This window comes from Catenulispora rubra, from assembly GCF_015356825.1.
Lineage (GTDB): Bacteria > Actinomycetota > Actinomycetes > Streptomycetales > Catenulisporaceae > Catenulispora > Catenulispora rubra.
Map to the genome: position 1 here is coordinate 1 of NZ_JAACYW010000119.1, position 24162 is coordinate 24162.

The 24162-nt window shown below is 71.4% G+C and carries 15 protein-coding genes; 4 read left to right on the forward strand and 11 right to left on the reverse strand.

Features of this window, described 5'->3' with window-relative positions; translation table 11 throughout:
* From GWK61_RS28435 to GWK61_RS28450, 4 genes are all read left to right on the forward strand, one after another.
* Nucleotides 1-631: hypothetical protein (locus GWK61_RS28435; RefSeq protein ID WP_194913350.1), on the forward strand; the 631-nt coding region annotated here is incomplete at its 5' end.
* Between the two features lie 2 nt (nt 632-633).
* Nucleotides 634-1854 (forward strand): TRAFAC clade GTPase domain-containing protein, encoded by a 1221-nt coding sequence (locus tag GWK61_RS28440; protein ID WP_228563084.1) that lies wholly within the window; start codon nt 634-636, stop codon nt 1852-1854.
* Between the two features lies 1 nt (nt 1855).
* On the forward strand, nt 1856-4291 hold the full coding sequence (locus GWK61_RS28445; protein WP_194913352.1) for a GTPase-associated protein 1-related protein: 2436 nt from the start codon (nt 1856-1858) through the stop codon (nt 4289-4291).
* A 6-nt stretch (nt 4292-4297) separates the two neighbouring features.
* Nucleotides 4298-5917 (forward strand): TRAFAC clade GTPase domain-containing protein, encoded by a 1620-nt coding sequence (locus tag GWK61_RS28450; protein WP_194913354.1) that lies wholly within the window; start codon nt 4298-4300, stop codon nt 5915-5917.
* A 51-nt stretch (nt 5918-5968) separates the two neighbouring features.
* On the opposite strand, the gene GWK61_RS28455 is transcribed toward GWK61_RS28450, so the two are convergent.
* The 11 genes from GWK61_RS28455 to GWK61_RS58730 all read right to left on the reverse strand — a co-directional run bounded on the left by GWK61_RS28455 (nt 5969) and on the right by GWK61_RS58730 (nt 24160).
* The gene (locus GWK61_RS28455) at nt 5969-6595 is read right to left on the reverse strand and encodes a 4Fe-4S single cluster domain-containing protein (RefSeq protein WP_323747796.1); all 627 of its coding nucleotides are present in this window, start codon (nt 6593-6595) and stop codon (nt 5969-5971) included.
* An 82-nt stretch (nt 6596-6677) separates the two neighbouring features.
* Complete coding sequence (locus tag GWK61_RS28460; RefSeq protein ID WP_194913358.1) at nt 6678-8861, reverse strand: CHAT domain-containing protein; 2184 nt, start codon at nt 8859-8861, stop codon at nt 6678-6680.
* Nucleotides 8862-8874: 13 nt separating this feature from the next.
* The gene (locus GWK61_RS28465) at nt 8875-11559 is read right to left on the reverse strand and encodes a CHAT domain-containing protein (RefSeq protein ID WP_194913360.1); all 2685 of its coding nucleotides are present in this window, start codon (nt 11557-11559) and stop codon (nt 8875-8877) included.
* A 232-nt stretch (nt 11560-11791) separates the two neighbouring features.
* Nucleotides 11792-12040 carry a hypothetical protein gene (locus GWK61_RS28470; RefSeq protein ID WP_194913362.1) on the reverse strand — a complete coding sequence of 83 codons (249 nt, stop codon included), beginning with the start codon at nt 12038-12040 and terminating at the stop codon, nt 11792-11794.
* 68 nt (nt 12041-12108) lie between these two features.
* Nucleotides 12109-14778 carry a caspase family protein gene (locus GWK61_RS28475; protein WP_194913363.1) on the reverse strand — a complete coding sequence of 890 codons (2670 nt, stop codon included), beginning with the start codon at nt 14776-14778 and terminating at the stop codon, nt 12109-12111.
* Between the two features lie 82 nt (nt 14779-14860).
* Nucleotides 14861-17854, reverse strand: coding sequence for a helix-turn-helix transcriptional regulator (locus tag GWK61_RS28480; RefSeq protein WP_194913365.1), 2994 nt, complete (start codon nt 17852-17854; stop codon nt 14861-14863).
* A 137-nt stretch (nt 17855-17991) separates the two neighbouring features.
* A complete protein-coding gene (locus tag GWK61_RS28485) occupies nt 17992-18207 on the reverse strand; it encodes a hypothetical protein (protein WP_194913367.1) in 216 nt (71 codons plus the stop codon).
* 135 nt (nt 18208-18342) lie between these two features.
* Nucleotides 18343-19371: a hypothetical protein gene (locus tag GWK61_RS28490; protein ID WP_194913369.1), complete on the reverse strand. Its 1029-nt coding sequence runs from the start codon at nt 19369-19371 to the stop codon at nt 18343-18345.
* Between the two features lie 447 nt (nt 19372-19818).
* Nucleotides 19819-23247, reverse strand: coding sequence for a helix-turn-helix transcriptional regulator (locus tag GWK61_RS28495; protein WP_194913370.1), 3429 nt, complete (start codon nt 23245-23247; stop codon nt 19819-19821).
* On the reverse strand, nt 23232-24035 hold the full coding sequence (locus tag GWK61_RS28500; RefSeq protein ID WP_194913375.1) for a 4Fe-4S single cluster domain-containing protein: 804 nt from the start codon (nt 24033-24035) through the stop codon (nt 23232-23234). Before GWK61_RS28500 ends, GWK61_RS28495 begins: the two co-directional genes overlap by 16 nt.
* Nucleotides 24032-24160, reverse strand: coding sequence for a hypothetical protein (locus tag GWK61_RS58730; RefSeq protein WP_267254380.1), 129 nt, complete (start codon nt 24158-24160; stop codon nt 24032-24034). Before GWK61_RS58730 ends, GWK61_RS28500 begins: the two co-directional genes overlap by 4 nt.
* Nucleotides 24161-24162: the final 2 nt, after the last annotated feature.

Below are 24162 nucleotides of genomic sequence, written 5' to 3' on the forward strand. Positions count from 1 at the left end.
CGCCGGCCCCGACGCCGCCTACCCCCAGCCGGTCGCCGCGCTGACCGCCGAGCGCCGCGAGGACCACGCCCTGCTGACCTGGATCTGGCCGCCGGACTGCGTCATCTCCGTCGTCCGCTGGCAGATCGGCGGCGGCGGCGACGCCCGGCGCGGCGAGACCGAGTGCACGCGCCGCGTCTACGAGCACGAAGGCGGCTTCCAGCTGCGGATCGGCCCGACCGAGAGCCTGTTCACCGTCGAGGCCCTGGTCCCCGGCTCCAGCCCGGAGCCCGGCCCGCCCTCCTCGGTCGGGCTGGCCGCGCTGCCGCCGGCGATCCGCTACGCCCCGGCCGTCCAGGGACGCGGCAGCCGCCGCACCGGGCAGGTGACGCTGACCAGCGACACCGACTGCACGTTCCCGGCGATCGACGTGGTGCTCGCCCGGGGCCACTACCTTCCCCGCGGCGCGCACGAAGGCGAAGTCGTGTACCGCATATCCGGCGCGCACCTGTCGCCGAGGACGCCGCTGACCGTCCAGTTCCCGTTGGCGGGGCACCGCGGGCCGTTCTGGCTCGTGTGCTTCACCGCCGATCCGGCGGAGGCGTCGGTGGAGTTGCTGCCCGAATCGCTGCACCGGCTGAAGGTGGGATGACCATGAGGATGTCGTTGCCCAACAAGCTGCCCAGCGCGCTGTCGTCCAAGAAACTGATCTGTCCCTACTGCTACGAGCAGTTCCCGATCCGGGACATCCTTTTCCGCTGCAACACCCGCACCGGCCGCACTGGACAGCGCTGCGTCGCCAAGACCGACGGCATCCTGGAGGAGCGCACCGGCAACGGACGCGAGCTCGGCCCGGTGTTCACCGCCGACGGCCGCCAGACCACCGCGTCCTGCCCCGACTGCACCAGCGAGACCCGCTACCGCGTCTGCCCGGTCTGCCACAGCCAGCTCCCGACGCAGTTCGGCCTGGTCGACAACCTGCTGATCGCGATGGTCGGGTCCAAGGAGTCCGGCAAGACCGTCTACATGACGGTCCTGCTGCACGAGGTGATGAACCGCGTCGGCGCCCGGCTCGACGCCTCGCTCATGGCAGGGGACGAACACACCCTGAGCCGGTTCCGCCGCAACTACGAGGACAACCTCTACGAGGACCACCGGCTGCCGCCGGGCACCGTGTCGGCGAGCACCAACGACAACCGCGTGGACCCGCTGGTGTTCCGGCTCAGCGTCAGCGCGCAGGGACCGCTGCGCCGCGCCCCCGTCCACACGCTGCTGTCCTTCTTCGACGCCGCCGGCGAAGACCTCACCTCGCAGGACAGCGTCGACCTCAACACCCGCTACCTCGCCAACGCCGACGGCATCCTGCTGCTGCTCGATCCGCTCCAGATGCCGGGCGCGCGGCGCGAAGCCGCGCCCGGCACCCATATGCCCAGCGCGCAGTACGACACCTCTGTCGGCGTCCTGACCCGCATCACCGACATGCTCCTGTCCCAGCCCGGGGCGGCCAAGAAGGGACGCATCGACGTCCCGGTCGCGGTCGTGTTCCCCAAGATGGACGTCTTCCGGCACCGCCTGCGGCGCGGCAGCCCGCTGACCGTCGAGCCGCCGGCCGGGGAGAAGTTCGACGTCGCCGACAGCCTCGACGTCCACACCGAGATGACGAGCCTGCTGCGGGACTGGGACGGGGTCCAGATCGACCAGCTCATGCGCAACACCTACCGCCGCTACCGCTACTTCGGCGTGTCCGCGCTCGGCGCCAACCCGACGCAGAACGCCGAAGTCGCCGCGACCGGCATCCAGCCCTACCGCGTGGCGGACCCGTTCATCTGGCTGCTGAGCGAGTTCGGCGCCGTCGGCCGCGAGGGAAGCGGGTGACGTGGCCCTCGAACAGCTCTACTACACCTCCTGCGAACAGGGCCTGACCGGCTTCGCGGGCTACCAGTTCAACGCGGTGAGCCCGGGGGCCTCGGCCGAGACCCAACGCGAGGTGCTGTCGCAGATCGCTTACAAACCGCCGCGCTCGCAGATGTTCCCGGCCGAGGCCGACGAACTCGCGCGATGCCCGGTGAACCTGTGCTTCCGACCCGGTACGCTCACGCTCCTGGCCAACGTCGAGTACGTCGGCCAGGACTTCTCCAAGCGCTTCGGCAACTACTTCGCGCACGCCTTCGCCGCCGACTCGGTCGACGATCTCACCGAAGCCCTGGGGCCGCTGCTGCCGATCGAGCTGTGGCGCGCGCCGGTGTGGGCCGCGAGTCAGGCCGACGGCACAGAGCTGCCGCGCTTCTCCGGACAGCTGCCGCGCGGTCTGGTGAGTCCGGCCTCGGTCCGTGACTTCCTGGCCGGCCATCTGCTCGGCGACCGCTTGGACTCCGCGCTGTCGGCGCTGCTGTCGGCGGCCGCGGCGGCGGTGGAAGGCCGGGCGCGGCCGGTGCTGCTCGTCGAGTCGGACTCCGACCGCGCGGCGCAGTGGATCGCGGCGGTGTCGTATCTGCTGCCGCCGCGCGCCGGGGCGGCACTGGCGTTCGCCACCTACCGCGCGGACCCGTCGGCCAGCCGCCTCCATCTGATCGGCACGGTTCCCGAGACGCTCGCTGAGTTGCCGCTGGACGTCATCGACTCGTTCGTGGTCTTCGACCTGACCGCCGGCAGCATCGCGGAGGTCGCGGTCCATCCGCTGGCGGAGTTGGCGGTCCGGGTCGGGGTGTCCAAGGCACGGGCGCTGTGGCAGACCGCCGGCACCCTCGCCGCCCCCGGCAGCTCCAGCCTGGACGCCTGGTTCGGCCCGGTCGCCGCCGCGGCGGCGCTGGGCCGGGTCGAGCTCACCGTCGCCGAGGCCGACCGGGCGGTGACGTGGGCGACCGACGCCGCGCTGGACCCGGCGGCGCTGGCCGAGCTGGCCATGGTCCTGCACGACCAGCCCGCGCGCCGCGACCACCACCTCCCGGCGTTGGTGGAGCTGGCCCGGCGCGGCGGCGACCAGGCGCTGTGCGACGAGATCCGGTTCGAGCAGATCGATTCCGAGCTGGCCCGGGTCCGCGCCGCCGACACTGAAGACACCAGGGACTCCAAGGACACCAAGAACTCCAAGAACTCCGCCGCGATCCGCATCGAGTCGCCGACGATCCGGCGGCGCACGGCGGGCCGGCTGCGGGAACTGCTCGACGTCTCCACCCCCGTCGAGGCGCTGCGGCTATTGCACTGGGCCCGGCGGGCCGGTCTGGAGCCGGAGCTGGACCAGGTGTTCCTCTTCGGATTCGGCCAACGCGCCCTGGTGTCGGCGGCGGCCGGCGGAAAACAGGCTGCCGCCCCGGGAATCCTGCACGCCGCGCTCCGGGATTGGCCGGCGATCCGCCGGGGCTTCGTCGCGGAGCTGGCGACCCTGGCCGGCAAACAGCCGGAGGAAGCGGACCAGCTGCTCGACGGACCGATCGGGGAGTTCCTGGCGGGCGCGGACTTCGACAGCGACCTGAGGGAGTATCCCGCGCTGCAGGAGTCGGTCCTGATCGCCCGGGCCAGACGGCAGCCGGCGTTCCGGCCGGAGGTGCTGCTGCGGATACTGGCGCGGCGCGGGCAGGAACTGCCAGACGCGAAGCTGCTCAAACGCCTGTGGCAGGGCTGGCTGTGGTCCAGGGAGGACCTGCTTGCCATCGCCGCGAAAGTGCCGGTGCGCCGCATCGACGACGACGAGGTCCTCATCTGGTTCGTGACCCCGGTCGAGAGGGCGTCCGAGAACACCGATATCGAATGGTATGTGCAGATCTCCAGTGACCTGCTGGCGTCCCCGGCGGGAAAGCGGCTGAAGAAATCGCTGGCGGCCATGGAGGAGGTGCACCGGTTCATCGCTGTCTGCGAATCCGTCCAGAACCTCGCGGGCCTGTCCAAGGTCGTCGCCGGCATCTCGTCGAACAACCGGATGATCGCGCTGATCGCTCGGCGCTTCCTGCTGCATTACCTGATGCGCTCCGAATGGGAGCCCAAGCAGGTGTGCTTGGTGCTGGAACGGATCCCTCCGAACATCGTGAACGACTTCCTCGCGCGCCTCAAGACCGCAGGGGGCAACTGGAGCGCCGCTGATCTCAAGCGCATCGCAGGGGTCTACCTCCGGTTCGCCAGCATGTATGAGAACCGCGCCCGCGCCGAAATGCTCGCGCCCCTCACGGACATCGTCAGGGGTCTGAAGAAGGCCGAATGGGACGAGCTGCGGCGCCTCGTCGAGCTCAGTGATCCGCTGCTCGCCGACGAGTTCCACAGTTTCGAGACCAGGTACCGGAAGCTGCGGTTCGGCGGCAGTTTCCGCCGAGGGGGGTGACGGAAAATGGAAGAGCTGTTCTTCTTCATGGTGATTCTGGCGGGCATCGCGCTGTACTGCCTCGCCCTGTTCTTCTTCGCGGTCGTCGCCGGGCCGTTCGTCGTCCTCGGCACGGCGGCGGTGTTCGTCGGCGCGGCCGTCGTCGGCTATGTGCGGATCCTGATACAGACGATGTCCAACCCGGATCCGGCGCAGCGCGACCCGCGCGGGTTCCCGCCGGACCGGGAGCCGGAGCAGGCCTACCGGCAGTACTTTTTCGGACCCGCGATGTTCGATCTGCGGCGGATCCTCAGGCAGGGGCAGGCCGGCGGCATCACGCTGTTCCAGGACTGGGGTGCGTCGATCACGGGCCGCTTCATCACCAGCCCGGGGTTCTCTCCGCTGATCGCCCGGCCGATCGGCGTGGCGCTCTGGGCCGGCCTGATCGTCGGCGGGTTCGGTGCCGCCGTCCTGCTGGCCGTGGTCGCGCTCCTGCACGCGCTCACGATCGGCGTCGCGCAGCTGGTGAGCCGAGCCGCGATCGGCGTGCTCCGCGGCGCCGACACCGCGCTGTTGGCCGCCAAGGGGATCAGGGGCATGACCTGCCCGCACTGCTACCGGAAGATCGACTACCCCTCGTACAGCTGCGAGGCCCCCGACTGTTCGCGCCGTCACCGGGACGTTCGCCCCGGGCGCTACGGCGTGCTGCGCCGACGCTGCGCGTGCGGCGCCCGACTGCCGACGCTGCTGCTCCTCGGGAGCCACCAGCTGCCGGCCTTCTGTCCCGAATCGGAGTGTGGGAGGGCCATGAGCGACGAGACCGGCCGTCGCCGCGAGCAGATCGTGCCGCTGTTCGGCGCGCGTGCCGCCGGCAAGACCCAGCTGATGGCGGCCATCATGATGCGGCTGATGCGCGAGGCCGACCGCGACCGGATCCCGGCCCGGCTCGCCGACGACGAGACCAGCCGCGCCTACCGGGTGCTCACCGAGATCCTGCAGGAGGCCGGGCACGTCACCGGCACCGGCCCGGAACTGCCGCGGGCCCGGTCCATCTACCTCGGCAGCGGCCGCTCCGAGCGCCTGATCCACCTGTTCGACGCGGCCGGCGAGCGGTTCACCACCGTCGACCGGACCGACGAGCTGGAGTACTTCCGAGCGGCGCGCTCGCTGTTGTTCGTGCTGGATCCGCTGTCGGTGCCGGCGTTCCGGGACACGCTGCGGCCCCAGGCCCAGGACACACTGGACTGGTCGCTGGCCTCGAAGGAACCTCCGGGCCTGGTGTTCGACCAGGCCGTGCAGACCCTGATCCAGATGGGCGCGCCGGCCAAGCGGACCCGGCTGGCCGTGGCGGTGAGCAAGTTCGACCTCTTCGACGGCCTCGGCTCGGCACCTTCCCGGACCTCGGACTCGGCCGCCTGCGAACGCTGGCTGACCGAGGAACTGGGCCTGGGCAACCTGATCCGCTCGATGCGGCACGAGTTCGGCGAGGTCCGGTTCTATTTCACCGCGGCCGTCCTCACGGCCGACGGCGAGGTCGACCCCACCATCGCCAACCTGAGCTCGTGGCTGCTGGGCGGCGAGCGGCTGCCCCGGCAACTCAGGAAGCTGACGACGGCGCGGCCCCGGGCCGAACCCAGCGCCCAGTGAGGTTACGGGGCGGGGGTTCCCTCCGGGGGACGCGCGACGTCGGCCGGTCCGCTACTCCGGGCTGAGAACCACACCCTCGTCGCGCACCGCGTCCTCGAACGACTTCCGGAACCCCGGCACCGGCGGCACCCCGACGAACGTCACGGAGTCGGCCTCGACGTGGAACTCGATCCCGGCGGAGGTGTCGGGATCGGGCATCACATGGCGCGCGCTGAGCAGGTGCACCCGCTGGTTGTCCGAGCCGCGCCAGGCCAGGTCGGCATGCCGGGCCCGCATGTACGGCCCGTCGACGAGGATGTCGAGCCGGTCCAGGAGCGCGCGCTGCCCGGCGTCGCCGTGCCGGGTCAGGTGGTCGAGCGTGAAACCGCTGTAGGCCATCACCGACCAGTCGCGCCCGGCCCGGATCACGTCCACCACCTCGGCCAGCGCCGCGGCCTGCGCCATCGGCTCACCCCCGGAGAAGGTGACGCCGGTGACCTCCGCCGGCAGGGCACTGATCTGCTCGGCCAGCGCCCCGACCGTGGTCCGGAGCCCGCCCTCGAAGTCCAGGTCCTCGACCGCGATGCAGCCCGGGCAGCGCAGCGGACAGCCCCGGACCCACACCACGGCGCGGACGCCGGGCCCGAGCGTGCGGACCGGGCTGGCGAAGCGGCTGATGGACAGTTCGGTTCCGCTCACGGCAGACCTCCGGGGTTCCACGGCGACTCAATGTACTGACTTTGTGCGGCAGGCCATCGAGTGCCGCCGGGCACGAGCGGACTCACCTGCCCCGGTAGACCAACGCCGACCATTGCTCGCCATCGGCGTCGGCCCTCGCCTCGAACCGCGAGGCCAGCAACGGCGGCAGCGCGTCGAGGTCGGGCTCGCGGAGCTGCTTGCGAACCGCTCTGACCGCCGCGGCCGGCGCGCGACCGACGTCGGCCAGCTCCGTGTGCAGCAGGAAGTAGGCGACGGCCGCGAAGTCCTCGGACACCGGCCGCCGCCACCCGATCACGCCGGTGAACCCTGCGGTGAGCAGGATGTCGGCGAGCGGCTGGAAGTGCTCCGGCGGCAGGATGACCACGCCGCCGCGCTTCGCCTCGACCTCGGTCAGGTCCAGCTCGGCGGAGTCGGCCAACTCCAGCGCGCCGGCCTCGGTCACGCCGCACGCCAGGTGCAGCACCGACGCCTCCAGCCGGGCCCGCACCTCCTTCGCCGTGCCCGCGCCGTCCGCGGCCTCGATCAGCCCGCCGAGCCCGACGGAGTGCGGATAGAAGCTGCGTCGCAGCAGCATCGTCTCCACGGCGGCCGGCATCCGGTCGCCGCGCGGGTTCGCGACGAAGACGGGCTCCTCCGCGATCGGCCGGACCTTGCGCTGCGACAGGGTCCTGAGTTGCGACAGCGACGCCACGTAGGAGACGGTCGCCTCGTCCTCCGAAACCTTGGGCTCCGGCAGGGATCCGCCGTCGACGACGACCAGCGTGCGAGCCTCGCACGGCTCACCGGCCGGCTCGAACCGGCCCTCAACCGCGTTCCAGCGCAACGAATCCGCCGGCTCCGGCAGGTTCACCGCCTCGGCGCCGACGGACTGAAGCAGGGTCGTGAGACGGCCGAGCCGGGTGCCGAGCGCTTTCAGCGTCCCGTCGGGGGACAGCTCCGCCAACCGGACCAGCGTCGGGACGACGTCCAGATCCTCGGAGGCCACGGTCTCCGCGGCGGTGAGGAGGCTCGCAGCCGCGGCCTGCGCGTCGCCGCCGGTCGTCCCGCCGACGTCCTCGCCCCAGCCGTCGTCGTCGCCGTCGCGGCGCGACCGCAGGTGCAGCGCGACTGCCAGCAGGAAGTGATCCGTACCGGAAGGCGGTTCCGCGGTGTGCACGACACCGGCTGCCGAGGCGACGAACTCGTCGATCCACGACGGCGGTTCGGTGGCCCGGAGCAGGTCGGCGGCGGCTGCGAACACGTCGCGGCCGTCGTTGCCGGACGCTATCAATGTTCGGAGATCGGCTCGCATGGTGTCGACGTCCGCCCCGAATCGCGTGCGCTCCGGCTGCGCCGACCGCTCCGGCCGCTCAGGTCGCTCGGGCTGCGCCGACCGCTCTGGCTGCTCAGGCTGCTCTGTCCGTTCCTCCGGCTCAGCTTTACGCCGCTCCGGCTCCGGGGCGGCGTCGCCGACGACCTCCGGCTCCTGGAACATGACACCGGGATAGTCCATGTGATCGGCGTGCTGCGTCCACTCGGTGTCGGTGAACGACATGTTCGTGATGTAGCTGCCCAGCCCGAAGCCGTCCGTCTCGATCTCCCGGACCATCTGCTGCATCTCGGCCATCGACCGCATCATCACGTCTATCTGAGTGCTCAACTGCGGCGACCCGAAGGCGGTCAGGATCGTGTGCATCGTCTCCGCCATGCGCAGCATCTTCCCGGCTATCTGCGCCATCTGCGGAGCCGTGGCCTCGGCGGTCACCTGGCGCAAGGTCTTGATCGCCAGCTCCATGTCGGCGACCACCCCGGCCGGCGCACCGCGCGTCATCGCGGCCAGGAGCGCGTCCGGCGATTGCAGGATCTCCATGGAGCGCCGGAGATAGGCCTCGCCGAGCGTGGCGCGGGCCAGGCCGGTTGTGGGCTGCGACAGGTTGCCGGGCGGCGCGGCCAAGGCCTCCTCCAGCAGCGGGATGCCGGCCTCACGATCGGAGACCGGGCCCTTGTGGCCGGAGTGCCGCACGCAGCGGGAGACCCCGAGCATCGAGATGGTGTGCACGCGGAGCGAGTCGCCGGGCTCGAGGTAGCCCAGCGCCTCATCCAGCCGCAGGATGGTCTGGTTCAGGTACGGCAGCCCGACCTGGGAGCCGATCCCCGTGCGCCAGTACCCGAGCCACTGCGCCTGTCCCAACTGGATCAGCGTCTGGGCCCGGGCGCTGCCCGTCAGGCCCGCCAGTTCCGCCTCAAGACGGGTGATGTCGTCCAACGCAGTCCCCTTCTCACATTCCCCAGTGCACGAACCCGGCCCACGCCTCGATCTCCGGCGCGCGCTCAGCCTTGAAGCGGTTGCGCAGCGGGGCCGGCATCGACTCCGGCAGCTGCCGGTCGGGATCGAGCATCCACAGCTGGGCCCGGTGCAACGCTTCCCACGGGGCCGGTGTCTCAGTCCTCAGATAGTGGTGGAACATGAACATCAGCATCGAGGTGTCCTCGTCCGGCACGGCCCACAGGGTGGAGAGCACCGAGCGGACGCCGCCGGCCAGGAACGCGGTGCCCAGGCTGTAGGCCTCGTCATAGCCGTGGATCGATCGGCCGGTCCGGCAGGCTGCCAGGACCGCCAGCCCGATGCCGGCGTCGGGGGCGTGCGCCATCAGCTCGATGATCTCCTGGGCCGTCACCTTGCTCTTGTCCGCGAGCATCAGATACGAGGTGGCCTCGTCCCCGGTGGTGTCGATGACGCCGTGGCAGGCCAGGTGCAGGACCGCGCCGGGGTGGGTGGCCCCGAGCCAGTCGCGGACCTCCCGCGCGGTTCCGGCGCCGGCCGGACTCGTCTTGCCGTCGGGGCGCTTTCCGACGTAGCGGCCGTTCGGATAGAAGGTCCGGTGGACGGCGAACGCCTCCAGGCGCGCCGCGGGCAGCTCCGGCGCTTCGCCGCCGGTGTCCGGGTCGCCCACGACGAGCCCGACCGGCAGCGTGCGCACCGGCCCGGCGTCGGCCGACCGGCACAGCATGCGGGCCGAGGCGGCCTGCGAGAACGCCGCGTACTCCAGCGCGTAGCGGCCTTCGCGGTCGCGCGCCGCCTGCCACGGGATCAGCGCGAGTTCGCCCATCGGGACCAGGACCAGCCGGTGCGGCCGGCCGCTCTCCGGGGCGGGCAGGGTCGGGAGGAACTGCTCGATGATCGGTCCCATCGCCACCCGCCAGGCCCAGCCGCACAACGTGTCCAGGCTGGCTGTCAGGTCGGCCGCCGGGCTCTGCGGTTGCAGATCGCGGCTCTCGAGGGATTTCATGTACCGCTCGGCGTCGGTCTCGGAATCGATCTGCAGGTTCGCCAGCCCCAGCGACGCGAGCTGCCCCCGGGCCGGCACCAACACGGCCCAGCCGGGGTGGCCGTGGCCCGCCGGCAGGAGGTAGACCAGCGCGTCGGCGTCCAGGTCGTGCAGCGCGTACCGGATCTCGGCGATGCTCGGCGGGTCGAGCCGGCTCGAGTCCTGGTCCAGCGCCGCGAGGACTTCGCCGCGCAGGCTGGCGGGCATCAGCTCCGGCGCGCCCTCGGCGGTGGCCAGGCTCCAGCGCTCGGCCAGGTCCGGCCGCCCGGCTTCGCGCAGCCGCGGGGCCACGTCCTGGAACTCGGTCGCCGCGAACAGCATCAGGCCGCGGCCGCCGTCCAGGGCCTGGACCGCGTCGCTCAGCCGGCCTTCCAGCAGGCACATCCGTGCCGCGTCGGCCGCGCTCTGCGCGGCATCGTGGGCGGCGTACTTCGCCGCGCCGATGCCGTCCTGCAGCAGCACCTGCCACGCGGTGCCGCGCAGCGAGTCCAGCGCGCCCTGCCCGGCCTCGGTGTCGCCGCGGCGCCGCTGGATCCGGGTGAACATGTCGTTGATGTACGACCACTGCGGATGACGGGGTCCGCCGGCCAGGGTCCGGGCCTCGGTCAGTGCCTCGGCCGCGATCTCGAGGTCGCCCATGGAGTTGGTCAGCTCGTTGCGCCGGATCAGCGCCATGGCGTAGCCGCCGAGGTGGAGTACCCGCTCGCTGCTGCTGTCCGGCGTCAGCTCCACCGCCGTGCGGAAGTGCTCGACGCCGGCGCTGACCCGGTCGACACCGGTCTCCTCCCACGCCCGCAGTGCCAGGCCGCCGGCCGCCGCGTGGCGCACCGCGCGTATGGACGGGGCGGCGTCGGTCCGGGCGGCGAGTTCCTCGGCGGCGGCGAAGTCGTCGGGGCCGGACTGCGCGGTGTCTCCCGAGACGTCGTTGAGCATCGCGGCCATCGGGCCCATCGCCGCCATCGACTCCTGCAGGCCTTTGCGGATCGGGTGCTCCGGCGGAAGCTGCGCGACGATCTGCTGGATCTTCATCATCCCCGGCCGGGGGTCACCGCCGGTCTGCTGGACGCGCTGGACATCGGCGACGGCCGCGAACAGGTCGGCCAGCAGCGCCGCCTCGGCGTTGCCGGGAAGGATGTCGCGGAACGCCGCCGCGTCCTCGACCAGCCGGTTCGGCATCGACGCGTCGCCCTCGTCGGAGGCGACGGTGTCCGACAGCATCCTGCGGGCGACGTCGATGAGCTTGGCCATCATCGGGTCGTCGGCGGCGGACACGGCGAGCTCTTCGAGTTCGGCCAGGGCCTGGGCCGGCGGCAGGTGCGAGTCGCCGGAGACCGCGGCCACCAGGATGGTCAGCCGCGCCATGGTCCGCATCCGGGGCCAGCCCGGGTCCCGGGGCGGGTTCTGGTCGGCCAGCAGCAGCAGGCGCTCCAGCTGTGCCGCCTGGGCGCCGCCGTGGTTCAGCATGGCGCCGGGGTCGGTGCCCGCGCCGAGCCGCAGGGCCATCAGCTTGACCGCCAGCCTCGACCGGTCGCCGGTGTCCAGGGTCAGCCGGTGCAGCGCCTCCACCGCCAGGTTCCAGTCGCCCTCGCCGGCGATGGCCGCGTAGACCTGGTATCTGTCCGGATCGATCGACATGACACACCCCTTGTGGGCTACCTGACGGAGAACGGATCGGGCGGATGGCGGACGAACTGGTGGCGGACAAATGGATACGGCTGACGGACGGCGCCTGACGGACGGCGGCCGACGGATCGGGCGGGCCGGCGTCGAGTGCCGGCCGCCCATTATCGTCGACCCCTGATTGACCGGCGCCGGAACACGCCACGGTCCGGCCACCGCGAGGTGACCGGACCGCCGCCGGGCCCGTTCAGCCGGAGGTCTCGCTCGGCCGCGGGTCGATGTCGGCGTCCAGGACCACGCTGGTGACGGTACGCCCGTTGATCAGGATCTCGACCCGGCGCCGCTTCGCGTCCAGCACCGCGACCCGCGCGACGGTGCCGTTCTCGAGCGCGGTCTCGATCTGCTTGAAGACGTCGGCCGCGTCCGGTTCCTGGGGCAGGATCCACACCGCACCGTCGACGGTGATCTGCTTGTCGGTGCTGCTCTGGTCGGTCATCTCTGGGGTTTTCCTTCCATTGGGATGTTCGCGATCCCCCGTCCGCCGGGTACCTGACGGACGGCGTCTCAGGACACGTCGTCGATGCTGTACGCGAAGGAGAAGTCCTGGACCCGCCGCACGCCCTCGCCGGGGTGGCGCCCGAGCCCGAACGCCTCGCCGGCGAGCGTCGAGCCGCGGTACAGCCCGATGACGTCGTTGACCGTGCCGCGCAGCAGCCGGTAGGCGACGTTGACCACGATCGCCCCGACGCCCACCATGGCCGCCGCCGCGGCGGCGTAGGGCAGGCCGCTCAGCGCCCCGCCGGCCTTCGCCAGCGCCTCCTGCATCTCGAACGTGGCGACCTCGTCGCTGAGCAGCTCGCCGAGGTCCACGGCGCCGTCGCTGTCCCGGGACACCCACAGCGCGATGTCGAGGTAGTCCACCACCGGGCCGTGGAAGACCAGCATCCGGTCCAGCGGCAGCGGCTCACCGTCCCGGATGCGCGAGAACCGCTGGGTCCGCGCCCGGAACGCCGGATGCGGGGAGTCCTCCGCCCCGGTCAGCACGATCGCGTCGACCCGGACGTCGGCACCGCCGAACCGGGCCCGGGTGCGGTGGATCACCAGCTCGTCCAGCCGGACCGCCACCGCGCTCGGCACCTCGGCGACCGGTGCCGTGCCGCGCGGTACCGGGCCCGACCCCGGGTCCGTCCCGAGCGGGCCCACTCCCTGCGGGCCGGCCGGCCGCACGTCGGTCGGAAGCAGGCCGGTGGGACGCAGGCCGGTCGGACGCAGGCCGGTCGGCTGCGGGACATCCGTCTCGTCGAGCAGGAAGCTGTCGGCGCCGTCGGCCGGTTCGAGCGTGAACTCGATCTTCCGGACGTCGTAGCCGCTGCCGGCCCCTTCGGTGCCGCGCAGATCGCGGGTGTTCCCGCTCGCGATCTGGTCCACCAGCTTGGTCAGCGGCGAGACGCGGCTCTTGCGCGTGATCCCCGGCTGGTTCAGCGCGCGGAAGTCCTGCGGCTGCGACGTCACGAAGATGAGCACGGTCTCGTCCCGGGCGTGTAGCGGGTCGAGCCCGCTCGGCCAGTCCAGCGAGACTCCTTCCAGAACACCCGGCAGCTGCTCGTAGCCGAACACGTACTCCTGCTGGTACTCGCGCGACAGTCGGCAGCCGCTCGGGTCGACGTTTGTCAGAACGGTGACACGCCCGGTGACGCCGATGTCCAAGAGCGTCACGTACACGGGGGTGTCGCCGTCGTTGCGGACGCTGATGTAGATCTTCTGGCCGGCCCGGACGGTCTCGCCGAAATCGCGCAGGGGTCGGCGCTGTCCGTTCTCCACCAGGCCCCATTCACACGTGACCTTCGCGTTGATGGCCCAGCGGGTGTCGGAGTCCAGGTTGCGCAGCGCTTCGGCCCGGGCCAGCGTCTCCAGGTTGCCGACCGCCTTGGCGAGGCTGCCCGCTCCGCCGGGCCCCGGAGGGTGCAGCGGGCCGATACGGTCGGCCACCGTCACGGCGTCGTCGTTGTCGATCAGCAGCCGCGCACCCCACGGCTCGTCGTCCTTGGCCTTCCGGACCAGGGTCGAGCGCTTCAGCGCCTTGTCCAGCTCCGCGTTGTTCAGCTCCGTACCGTTCGGCACGTCCGCCGGTACCGACACCACGAGCTTGGGCGCGCTCGCCGTGATCCGGTGGGCCCGCGCGTCGGCCGGGATGGTGAGGACCCCGGGGGCGAGGGTGACCGGTCCCTGCGCGGAAAACGGTCCGGCCACGTCGACCGTCAGATCACCGAGTTTGTGGTCGGACGGCGTCAGAATCTCGAAGACGTCGCCCTCGCGCACACTGAGCAGGGGCGCACACTCCAGCTGCAGGCGGCCGTCGTCGGTGTTCGTGACCGGGAGCGACCCGAGGTGGTCGTCCTCCTTGGTCTGGAACAGCAGCCGGCGCGCCGGGCCCTCGGCCTCCGGACGCTGGCCGCCCACCAGGCAGGAGATCCGGAAGCGGACGCCGTCGAGCAGCGTCGCCCAGCTGACCTGTTCCGTTCCCGCCGCGCGCAGGGCCATCGTGAGGGCTTCGGTCAACATCCCGATCTGCTTGCCGCCCACACCGGGGTATTCGAAGGCCAGCTCATTCGGCGCGCAGGCCACGATCCGCACGGCGTCGGGATTGCCGATGGAACGCATCAGTTGGGAGCGCAGCCCCTCGGACTCCATGCGCTTGATGTGCGCGCTCAGTTCTTCGTAGCTGGTCACGTGGTCGGTGGTGACCTTACGTCGGAACGGCACCCGCGATGCGTGTCCGGAATGACAGCAGTCGAAGATGCTGACCACGTTGTCAGTCCGCTGAGTCAGGCGGGCCTGCAGGACCGACAGCTCCACCGAGGTGATGCCGCGGAAATCGCCCGGCCCGGACTCGTTGAAGTCGTAGGGCACGATGAACTGCAGGTCCATCGGGCCCGGACGGGACGCCGGCCCGGGCCCGGGCCCCGGTCCCGGCCCCGCGGTCGGCGGTGGCAGGGCGCGCCCGCCGTGCCCGCTGTAGTAGACCACTGACGGCTCCCCGGGAACGGCCAACTCGATCAGGTGCTCGTAGGCGGCCAGGATCGCGGCCCGGGTCGCGTCCTTCCCGGTCAGCGTGAACGCGGGCTCCACGGTCAGACCGCGGGCGATCAGCGCGTCCTTCATCGCCGCGATGTCGTTGTCGACACCGGTGAGGGTCTCCACGGCGCCGCCGATCAGCAGTGCTCTTCCAGGCATGGCGTCTCCTATGTCGCGTACGGAAATGAACGAGTCCGTGGTCGGGCCCGGTGTGCCCCGGGCCCGTCGGCGGTTCGGTGAGTCAGTCGGTGGTCGGCGCCGGCCCCGGGGGATCTTCGAAGAGGCGTTCCTGGTAGGCCTTTTTGATCGCCGCGGCTCGGTTCGGGACGCCGAGTTTGGGATAGATGCGATGGACGTGGGTCGCGACCGTCGTCTCCACGATGGTGAGCGCCTTGGCGATCTCGTGGTTGGTGGCGGATTCCATGGCCAGCAGCCGGTAGATCTGCCATTCGCGGTTCGTCAAGCCATAGGGCGGTTTGGTCCGCCCTGGCGTTGTCACCGACACCACGGTCAGATTCTCCGCCGCGGTCTTCAGCGGCTCGGCCCCCAACCGCATCGCCGTCTCGACCGCCTCCTCCATCGCGGCGGCCGCAGCCTCCGCGTCTCCGGCGGCCAGGCCGGCGGCGGCCTGCCTCCATCGTGCATAAGCGGTCGGATACGGACGGCCGATCTCGCCCCAGGTCTTCGCGACGTCGTCCCACATCGGGACCGAGTCGTCGCCGAGCACCCGGTGATACTCGGCCTGACACAGCTGAAGCAGAATCTGGACCTCGAGGTTCTCGGCGCTGGTGGCGGCCTGCTGTTCGGCGGCGGCGATCAGCTCCGTGCCGAGCGCGGCGGCGTCGGAGGTCTGCGCCCCCTCCTTCGCAGCTCTCGCGGCCCGGTCCGCCGCAGCCCGCAGTCCGACCGAGTACAAGCGCAGACGCACAAGAACATTCTCGGTGTCCGCGACAGCGCCCAAACCCCGGTGCACCGCGTCCAGGGCCCGGGACGGCTGCTCCTTCCAGCACCACAGCTCCGCCTCGCACGTGTACAGCGCGGCGACGAACCGCGGATCGCTGATCCGCTGGTCGCTGACCTCGGCCATCAGGAGCTCGGCTTCGTCGTACTGCCCGCGGGCGACGTCGAACTCGGCGACGGTGAGCCGCAGATAAGCGCTCTGCTCCACCCGCGGCCGGCCGGCCATCGCCTGCTCCAGCACCTCGGCCGCCTCGTCCCACCGGCCCAGCTGCATCAGCGAGGCACCGGCGTTGTTCGCCAGGACGATTGCCAACCGTAGTTCGGCCAGACCGAGCGCGTGGGCCCGCCGCAGGCCGTCCCGCGCCGCCTTGACCGAGCCGTCCAGGTCTCCGGTCAGCTCCAGCGCCACGGCGAGATTGCCGTACGCGCGCAGCAGATCCTCCAAGTGGTCTTCCTGGTCGGCCAGCGCCACCGCCTGCCGCAACCGGGGCTCGCCCTCCTGGCCGCGCCCGAGCATCGCCAGAGCCAGGCCCGCGGCGTTGAGCGCACGGCCCTTGGCGCCGGCGTCGCCTATGGTCTCGGCCAGCGTGACCGCCTGCTCGGACCGGTCCAGCGCGGCCTGGTAGAAGCCGAGGTTGATCTCCGCCATCGCCAGCCCGACCAGCGCCCGGGCATGGGCCGCACCGTCGGGCGCCGACGCCTCCAGCAGCCGTACCGCCTCGGAGTAGGCGGCCCGGCCCTCGACGATCGCGCCGGCCTCCCAGTGGTAGCTGCCGAGGCGCTCGTAGAGCTCACCGAGCCGGCACGGATCATCCTGGGCTGAGACGGCGTCGATCGCCTTCTGCACACGCGCGACAGCCTGGGCCACGTGGCCGGCCCAGCGGGAGGCCACCGCGGCGTCGGCGAGAAGCTGCTGGCGGGAGTAGCCCGCAGAGGCCTCCGGATCCGGCACCTTGGTCCACAGCTCGTCAAGCACCCGCCCGAACTGGCTCTCCGCCTCGTAGAACGCCCGCACCCCCATCGTCGCCTCACCCGCATGCACCGCCGTGGCCAACGCCTCGGCACGGTGGTCGGTGTGGAACCAGTGGTGCGCCAACTCGACCGCGGCACTCCAGCCGTGGGTCAAACCCAGCGCCACATCAGCGGTCAGCGCCTCAGCCATCTTCGTGTGCAGCCGGCGGCGCTCGCCGATGCCCATCTGCTGGTAGACGGCCTCGCTGAGCAGCGCGTGCTGGATGGCGTAGGACTCGTCGGCCGGGTTCAGGACCAGCATGCCCAGGCTGCGGCACTCGCGCAGGGCACTGTCGAGCACGTCGTCCGGCAGCCCGCACACCGCTTCCAACAGCCGGTCGTCCAACCGCCGGGCCGCTGCCGCCGCGACCTGCATGACGCGCCGGGCCGGTTCGCTGAGCGTGAGAATCCGCGCCAGCATCAGCTCATTGAGTGACTCAGGAACGCGGTGCGCGTTCGGATCAGTGAGCGCGCCGGAGAGCACCAGCTGCTCCGCGAAATAGGCGTTGCCGCCGGACAACTCGTAGCAGCGGCGCGCCAGGTCCCGGTCCGGCGGCGTGGCCGGATCGGGGGAGAGCTCGCCGATGAACTTCCTGAGGTCGCGCTCGTCGAAGGAGGGCAGCGCCACCGGATGGACGTGCCGGATGAAGTCCGGTTCCGCCAGCAGCACCCGCAGCGAGTGCCCGGGCGCCAGTACCGACCGATGGCTGCACACCAGCAGCGCCCGCTCGCTCGACAGCCTGCGGGCCAGGAACGAGACCAGGTCCAGCGTCGACTGGTCGGCCCAGTGCATGTCCTCGAAGACCAGAACCACCGGCGCGCTCTGCCCCAGGTGTTCCAGCATCCTGAGAACCGCGCCGAAGACCCGCAGCTGCCCGGAGCCGGACGGCGCGACGTCCGGGGCGGCGACGACCGCCGTCCCGGTGAAGTCGGAGACCAGGTGCGCCAGATCGTCCCAGGTGGTGTCGGAGACCGCGGCCCGGATCTCGGGCTCGCCGCGCTCGCGCACCAGCATCCGCAACGACTCCACCAGCGGCGCGTAGGGGATCAGGCCGCCGCCGAGCTCGATGCACGCTCCGCGCAGCACGTGGGCCCCGTGGTCCTTCTCCGCGCGCGCGGCGAACTGCGCCAGCAGCCGGCTCTTGCCGACGCCGGCCTCGCCGCCCAGCACCACCGTGCCGGCCCGCCCGTCGGCCGCCTTGTCGAGCAGGCCCCGCAGCTGCTGGAGTTCATGGTCGCGTCCGACGAATCGTTCGGCCGTCATGGCGACATTGTGGCGCGACCACGGTAGACACCGGTACCCAATGACGGATTCTGGCTTGTGCAGACAGAGATGCTGAACATTCGGCCTCATGCCAGTGCGGCGACGATAGGCTGGTCGGTTGAGCAGGGAGATGTTCCTCATGGGCGCAGACCTCTGCGATGCGGGCTCGCCGCCGCGGCGCGCTTCGCCGCGTGTTTCAACGCCCTGATTGACCGGCGCTTGCTGGGCGCTGCGGTGGTCGGCCGGACCGTGCGGGTCTCGCCGTCGGCCGGGTTGGTTGCGTCATGCGCATCATGCGCGTCGTTCGCGTTGGTTGCCGCCGATGGAACGGTGACATTCTCAGCGGAATTCATGGGCCTCCTCCCTGCCAGGTTCTGACGGACAGCGACGGCGGGTCGTCGGCGGGTCGTCGGCAGGGCGTCGGCGACGTCGGGAGGGTGGCCGGGCACCCGGCCTGGAAGCGTTCTTCCAGGCCGGGTGTGGAGGCCTCACTTGTCTTCTTCGTCCTGCGCCAGTGCTTCGAGCAGGATTTCCAGCAGGACCTCGGTCACGCGGGCCAGGGCCTCGGGGTCCTCGATCATCCGGGCCACGCGCTCGTCGAGGTCGGGGGCGCTGCCGGGGGTGCGGTCGAGGTGTTCGGCGCCGGTGCCGTCGTGGAAGACCTCGGTGAGGCTGTCCACGAGGGCGGTGGTCGGGTCGTCGCCGGCCAGCATGCGGGACTCGACCCGGTCGATCACGCGGGCGGCCAGCTCGTGCAGCTCGGCCTCGGCCGACTGGTCCGGGCCGGCGCAGCAGACGTAGTCGGGTTCGCGTTCGGCGTCGCCGTCGGCGCGGGGCGCGCACATCAGGGGTGCCTGCTTGTGGCCCAGGGGGCGCTCGACGTACAGCTCGTACCAGGCCGGGTTCTGCTTCATCGCGGCCAGCACGCGCTCGACGTCGGTGGCGACCTGCCGCTCGGTGACGCCGGGATCGCCGGTGACCGCCGCGCGCCGGTCTGCCCACGCGCCGAGCGGCCAGAGTCCGCCGGGGGCCACGGTCGGCACGCCGACCCAGGTCAGGAGGTCCAGGGCCAAGGCGAGGAGCCACTGGTCCTGACCGAGGGCGTCGCCCAGCCACAGCGGCAGCCGCGGACGCTGCTGCGCGCCCCGAACCCCGCGGCGCCTGCGGTTGGCGTCCACGGTGACGGCGTTAAGCCGCGAGGCGATCCAGCCGCCGAGGTTCGCGATCTGGGTGTCAGCGTGCTTCACAACGTCGTTCAGCACGGCCTCGACGTCATCCTGAAAACGATCATGGCACTCGGGCAGCAGGAAGCCCGCACCCGCGGCACACCGGAGGTGCCCGCGCCGGCGTTCCAGGCCGCGCGTCAGACGCTCGAAGACGACCTCCATGACGAACCGGTACAGGGCCGGGTTCGCGGTGTCGGGATTCTGCGCCAGGTAATCCGCCAACCGCCCTTCCCGGGCCGCCTTCTTGATTTCTTCTTCGACCTTTTCTTGTTCCGGGTTCTTGTCGGCCATGCCGAGTCCCTTTCTCCTTCTACCGCTTCCGCAGGCCGTTTCACGGATGCCGAAATCGCGCGCCGTACGTGCAGCGGAGCGCGTGTGATCAGCAGGGATGGTCCGGAAGCCGGACTCGGAAATCGTTTTTCCCGAGGCGATTTCACGGTAAGGAACCGCGCCGTATCGCGGCTAGCGGTAAGAAGAAAGACACTAATAACTATGTACGTGCAAGGGCTCCGGGGCCGCCGACACAGGGCCCTGCGAGGCCGATCGCTGAGAAACCATTACCCCGCCCGACCTTGCGGCGGGCCGAGTGGACGGATCCATTACCCCGCGCGACGAGGCATCCGCGACGGCTCTCAGCACCCTGTGACCCTGACGGACACGACGGATCAAGCCCGTGCGCGGGAAGGCCCGGCGCCGCCCCGACCTGGTACGGCCGGAGCGGCGCCGACAGAGCCCCTCCTACTCGCCCCCCGCGCCGAGCCCGTTCCTCACGGCCCACAACGCCGCCTCGGTCCGGTTCTGCACCCCGAGCTTGCGCATGATGCGATGCACATGCGTGGCCACGGTCCCCTCGGCGAGACGGAACCGGCTCCCGATCTCGCGATTGGAGCACCCGGTGGCCAGCAGCCGCAGGACATCGGTCTCGCGCGGGGTCAGCGACGCGATGCCGAGTTCGGGTACTGCTGTGGCTGCCGCGCCATCGCGTGCCGCGACACCACTCGCTGCACCGCCGCCCGCCGAGCCGCTGTCGGCCGCCGCGGTGCTGGGCGCGCCACCGCTGGCCGAGATAGCGCTGCTTGCTGCGCCACTGCCGGCCGCCTCGATGTTGGCTGCACCATCCCCGGCCGCGCTGCCCGCCGTGCTTTCGCTCGCCGCCTTGCCGCCCGAGCTGGCTGTGCCGCTGCCGACTATGCCTTCGCCTGCTGCGATGTTGCCGGTCGTATGGCTGCCTGCCGCGTTGCCCCCCAACCGCGCAGCCAACCGTGCCGCCTCAGCCCGCAAAGGCTCCGCCCCGAGCCGAGCCGCAGCCTCAGCGGCCTGATTCGCGGTTGCCACCGCATCGCCTCGGCCATCACGCGCCGCCGCCCCCGCCTGCCGCCACCGCGCGTACGCCGCCGGATACGGCCGCTCCACCCCGTCCCACCCCGCGGCGACCGCGGCCCAATCCTCCGCCGAGTCCGCCTCCGAGGCCCTCTGATGCTCAGCCTCGCACTGCCGCCGCAGCAGCTGCACCACCGCCGTCTCGGGCAGAGTCGCCGCCTCTTCCGCCGCGATGTCCACGAGATCCCCGCCCGCCACCAGAACCCCGCCCGAGTGCCGCAGGCGGTGGTCGGCTGCGGCCCGCAGTCCCACTGCGCACAACCGCAGGCGCATCAGCGCGTTGTCGGTGCCCTCCAGGCCCTGGAACGCCGTCCCATATGCCCGCACCGGTTGCCCGCGCCAGCACCAGAGCTCCGCCTCGCACGCGTGCAGGGCCGCGGTGAGCCACGGGTCACCCGCCTGCTGCTCGCGCAGCTCGTCGATCAGGCTCTCGGCATCGGCGAACCGGCCGCGTTCCACCTCGATCCCGGCCAGCGTCAGCCGCAGCCGGGCGCTGTTCTCGGCGTGCGGGCGGTCCGCCAGCGCCTGGTTCAGCAGGTCCGTGGCCTCGTTCCAGTGCCCCAGCAGCATCAGCGACGAGCCCGCGTTGCCGGCCAGCGCGCCGCCGAGCCGCGTGCCGGCCAGCCCCAGCGCCCGCGCGCGTCGCAGTCCGGCGCGAGCCTGGTCGGCCGAGCCCGCCGTGTCGCCGGCGAACGCCAGCGTCCGGGCGAGGTTGCTGTAGGTGCGCAGCACGTCCTCCAGGCGGTCGGCGCGGTCCGCGACGTCCAGCGCCCGGCGCAGCACCGGCTCGCTCTCCGCCGTCCGGCCGCTGACGGCCAGCGCCACGCCGGCCGCGTTGAGCGCATTGTTCTCCGCACCCGCGTCGCCGCAGTCGTGAGCCAGCACCACCGCTTCCTGCGCACGGTCCAACGCCGTGTCGTACGACCCCGCCCGCACCTCGGCCATCGCCAAGCCGGACAACGCCCGCGCATACACCGCCTCACCCGGCGCCGCCTGCGCCAACAGCCGCACAGCCTCGGCATACGCGTGGCCGTCCTCGGGCACCACGCGCGCCTCCCGCTGATAGCTGCCCAGCCGCTCGTACAACTCGCCCAACCGCCGCGGATTCGCATGCGGCCCCGCGGCGTCGACCGCCTCCTGCACATGCGCGACGGCCTGCCCGACGTGCCCGGCCCACCGGGCCGCGTCTGCCAGCGCGAGGAGGATCTGCTCGCGGGAACAGCGAGCCGCGTCCTCCGGCTCGGCCACCTGGTCCCACAAAGTCAGCGCACGTCGATAGTGGCTGGCAGCCTCGTGGAAGCCACGCACCCGCATCGTCGTCTCCCCGGCCCGCACGGCCGCGACCAGCGCCTCCGGATAACGCCGCGCGCGATGCCAGTGGTACGCCACCTCCACCGCGACGCCCCAGTCCCTGGTCAGAGCACCTCCGGCGCCCGCAGCCAGCGCCTGAGCCACCTCACCGTGCAGACGCCGTCGCTCTCGCGGAGCCATCTCCTTGTAGACCGCCGCGCCGAGCAGCGCGTGCGGCACGGCGTACCGGCCCTCGACCGCGTCCAGAACGAGCATCCCGTGGTCTTGGCATTCGTTCAGCGCCTCGTCGAGGACATCGACCTCCAGCCCGCTCACAGCCTCCAGCAGCCGATCGTCGACCCGACGCGCCGCCGACGCGACCCGCAGGACGCGCCGAGCCGCCACGCTGAGCGCGGAGACCCGAGCCAGCACCAGTTCCTCGACGGACCGCGGCACCGGCTCCTCGACCGATGCGACTGATGCCGCCGACGCGACCGATTCGATCGATGCGACCGATTCGGCCGACCCGCTCAGCACCCCGGACACCGCCAACTGCTCGGCGAAGAACGCGTTGCCAGCGGAGACCTCGTAGTACCGTCGCACTGCGTCCCGGTCCAGCGGCGCGAACTCGTCGAGGAACACGGACAGCTCCGCCTCGGTGAACCGCGGCAGCTCCAAACGCGTCACGCGCGGACCGAAGCCGGGCTCGGCCAGCATCCTCTGAAGCCGGTGCTCCACCGGCAACATAGATCGGTGGCTGCACGCCAACAGCGTCCGTTCGCCGACCATGGTGTGCGTCAGATAGGAGACCAGATCCAGCGTCGACTGGTCGGCCCAGTGCAAGTCCTCGAAGACCAACACCACCGGCGCAGTCGTGCCGAGCCGTTCCAGCATCCGCCGCACGGCGCCGAAGATCCGCAGCCGTCCCGGCACCCCCACATCAGGCCCGGCAGGAGCAGTGCTACCGGCGACGTCCGAGACCAGATCGGCCAGATCGTTCCACGCCGGCCCGGCCGCCAGCCGCACCGTCTCAGGGCCCTTCTCCCACAGCAGCGCACGCAGCGACTCGACCAGCGGCGCGTACGGGACGACCCCGTCGCCGAGCTTGACGCACGAACCCGACAACACGTGCGCGTTGAGGTCGTGCCGCGCCTGCTCGGTGAACTCGGTGAGCAACCGCGTCTTCCCGACGCCCGCCTCGCCGGCGATCATCGCCGTGGCGGCCCGCCCCGATCCGGCCTGACGCACCAGATCGACGAGCTGTCCGAGTTCCGCGGTCCGGCTGACGAACGACGTTGCGGCTCCGCCGACTTTCCCGCGCGCGACCCGCTGTATCCGGCCGCGCCAGGTCTCCAGCGCCGCAGCCATCCGCTCCGGTTCGACACCGGCGGCAGCGGCCCGGCTCCACAACACGTTCAGCTCCTGCGCCAGCGCATCCGTCATCCGGGCACGCACGGACTCCCGGAAGCCCTCGAAGCGCGTCAGTCGTTCGGACATGGCAGCACCTCGCTTTCATTCGGGGATCGATCTGAGCCATCCAAGCCATCCAAGCCATCCAAGCCATCCGAGTCGGCCAAGCCGCTCGAACCGCTCGGCGCTCGCCAGGTGACTCCGTCAACGACCAGCCCGGCCTGCCGCAGCCTCCGATCGATCCGGCTCAAAGTGCCCGGCCTCGGCACCCCGATGACCCAGACCCCTGATTCGTCCACCCGCAGTTGCAGCGGGGGAGCGGCCACCTGCTTGTCCACAGAAACCGCATAGCGCCGATGTCCCAACTCGGTGAGCGGCCTCAGCTGTTGGTTCGCCGATCCGCGCCACACCAGATCGGTCGGCTGCCCGACCTCATAACGCCCGGTGATCAGCGCGTCCGCATACCGCGTCGCGGCCAGCTGCTCCTCGTCGAGCTCGGTGAGCTCGTACCCGGTGTACAGCAGGATGTCGGCCTCGCCGTAACCGGCCGCAGCCGCCGCGCCGCCATCAGTACGGACCTCGGCGCGGACCTCGGCCGCGCGCCGCAGCAACTCCGCGAGCGGTCCGGCTTGCTCCAGCGGTTCGCCGCCGCTGACGGTCAGCCCGGTGGCCCCGTCGCTCAGCGCCGTTCGCCAGCGGTCGACCAGATCTTCGACGGCGACTTCGACGCCGCCGTCGGCGTCCCAGGTGTCCCGGGACATGCAGCCCTTGCAGGCCAGCGGGCATCCCTGCACCCATACCCCGAGGCGGATTCCGGGGCCGAGGGCGGTGACGGGATAGTGGCTCCGGCTGATCCGGAGTGTCGGGGCGCTCATGCCGGCGTCCTCAGGCCGCGCCGGTGCCCAGACCGGCCGTCGGCGGCGTCCCGGGTCATGTCCAGGCCGCGGGCCGCGGCCCACAGCGACCACCACACCCCGATCAGCCATTGGAACAGGTTCACAG

Excerpts from the sequence above, each read along its gene's own strand:
- GWK61_RS28465 (WP_194913360.1), bottom strand. The coding sequence starts at position 11,559 with ATGTCGATCGATCCGGACAGATACCAGGTCTACGCGGCCATCGCCGGC.
- GWK61_RS28490 (WP_194913369.1), bottom strand. The coding sequence starts at position 19,371 with ATGGCCGACAAGAACCCGGAACAAGAAAAGGTCGAAGAAGAAATCAAG.
- GWK61_RS28495 (WP_194913370.1), bottom strand. The coding sequence starts at position 23,247 with ATGTCCGAACGACTGACGCGCTTCGAGGGCTTCCGGGAGTCCGTGCGT.
- GWK61_RS28475 (WP_194913363.1), bottom strand. The coding sequence starts at position 14,778 with ATGCCTGGAAGAGCACTGCTGATCGGCGGCGCCGTGGAGACCCTCACC.
- GWK61_RS28485 (WP_194913367.1), bottom strand. The coding sequence starts at position 18,207 with ATGAATTCCGCTGAGAATGTCACCGTTCCATCGGCGGCAACCAACGCG.
- GWK61_RS28500 (WP_194913375.1), bottom strand. The coding sequence starts at position 24,035 with ATGAGCGCCCCGACACTCCGGATCAGCCGGAGCCACTATCCCGTCACC.
- GWK61_RS28470 (WP_194913362.1), bottom strand. The coding sequence starts at position 12,040 with ATGACCGACCAGAGCAGCACCGACAAGCAGATCACCGTCGACGGTGCG.
- GWK61_RS28440 (WP_228563084.1), top strand. The coding sequence starts at position 634 with ATGAGGATGTCGTTGCCCAACAAGCTGCCCAGCGCGCTGTCGTCCAAG.
- GWK61_RS28450 (WP_194913354.1), top strand. The coding sequence starts at position 4,298 with ATGGAAGAGCTGTTCTTCTTCATGGTGATTCTGGCGGGCATCGCGCTG.
- GWK61_RS28480 (WP_194913365.1), bottom strand. The coding sequence starts at position 17,854 with ATGACGGCCGAACGATTCGTCGGACGCGACCATGAACTCCAGCAGCTG.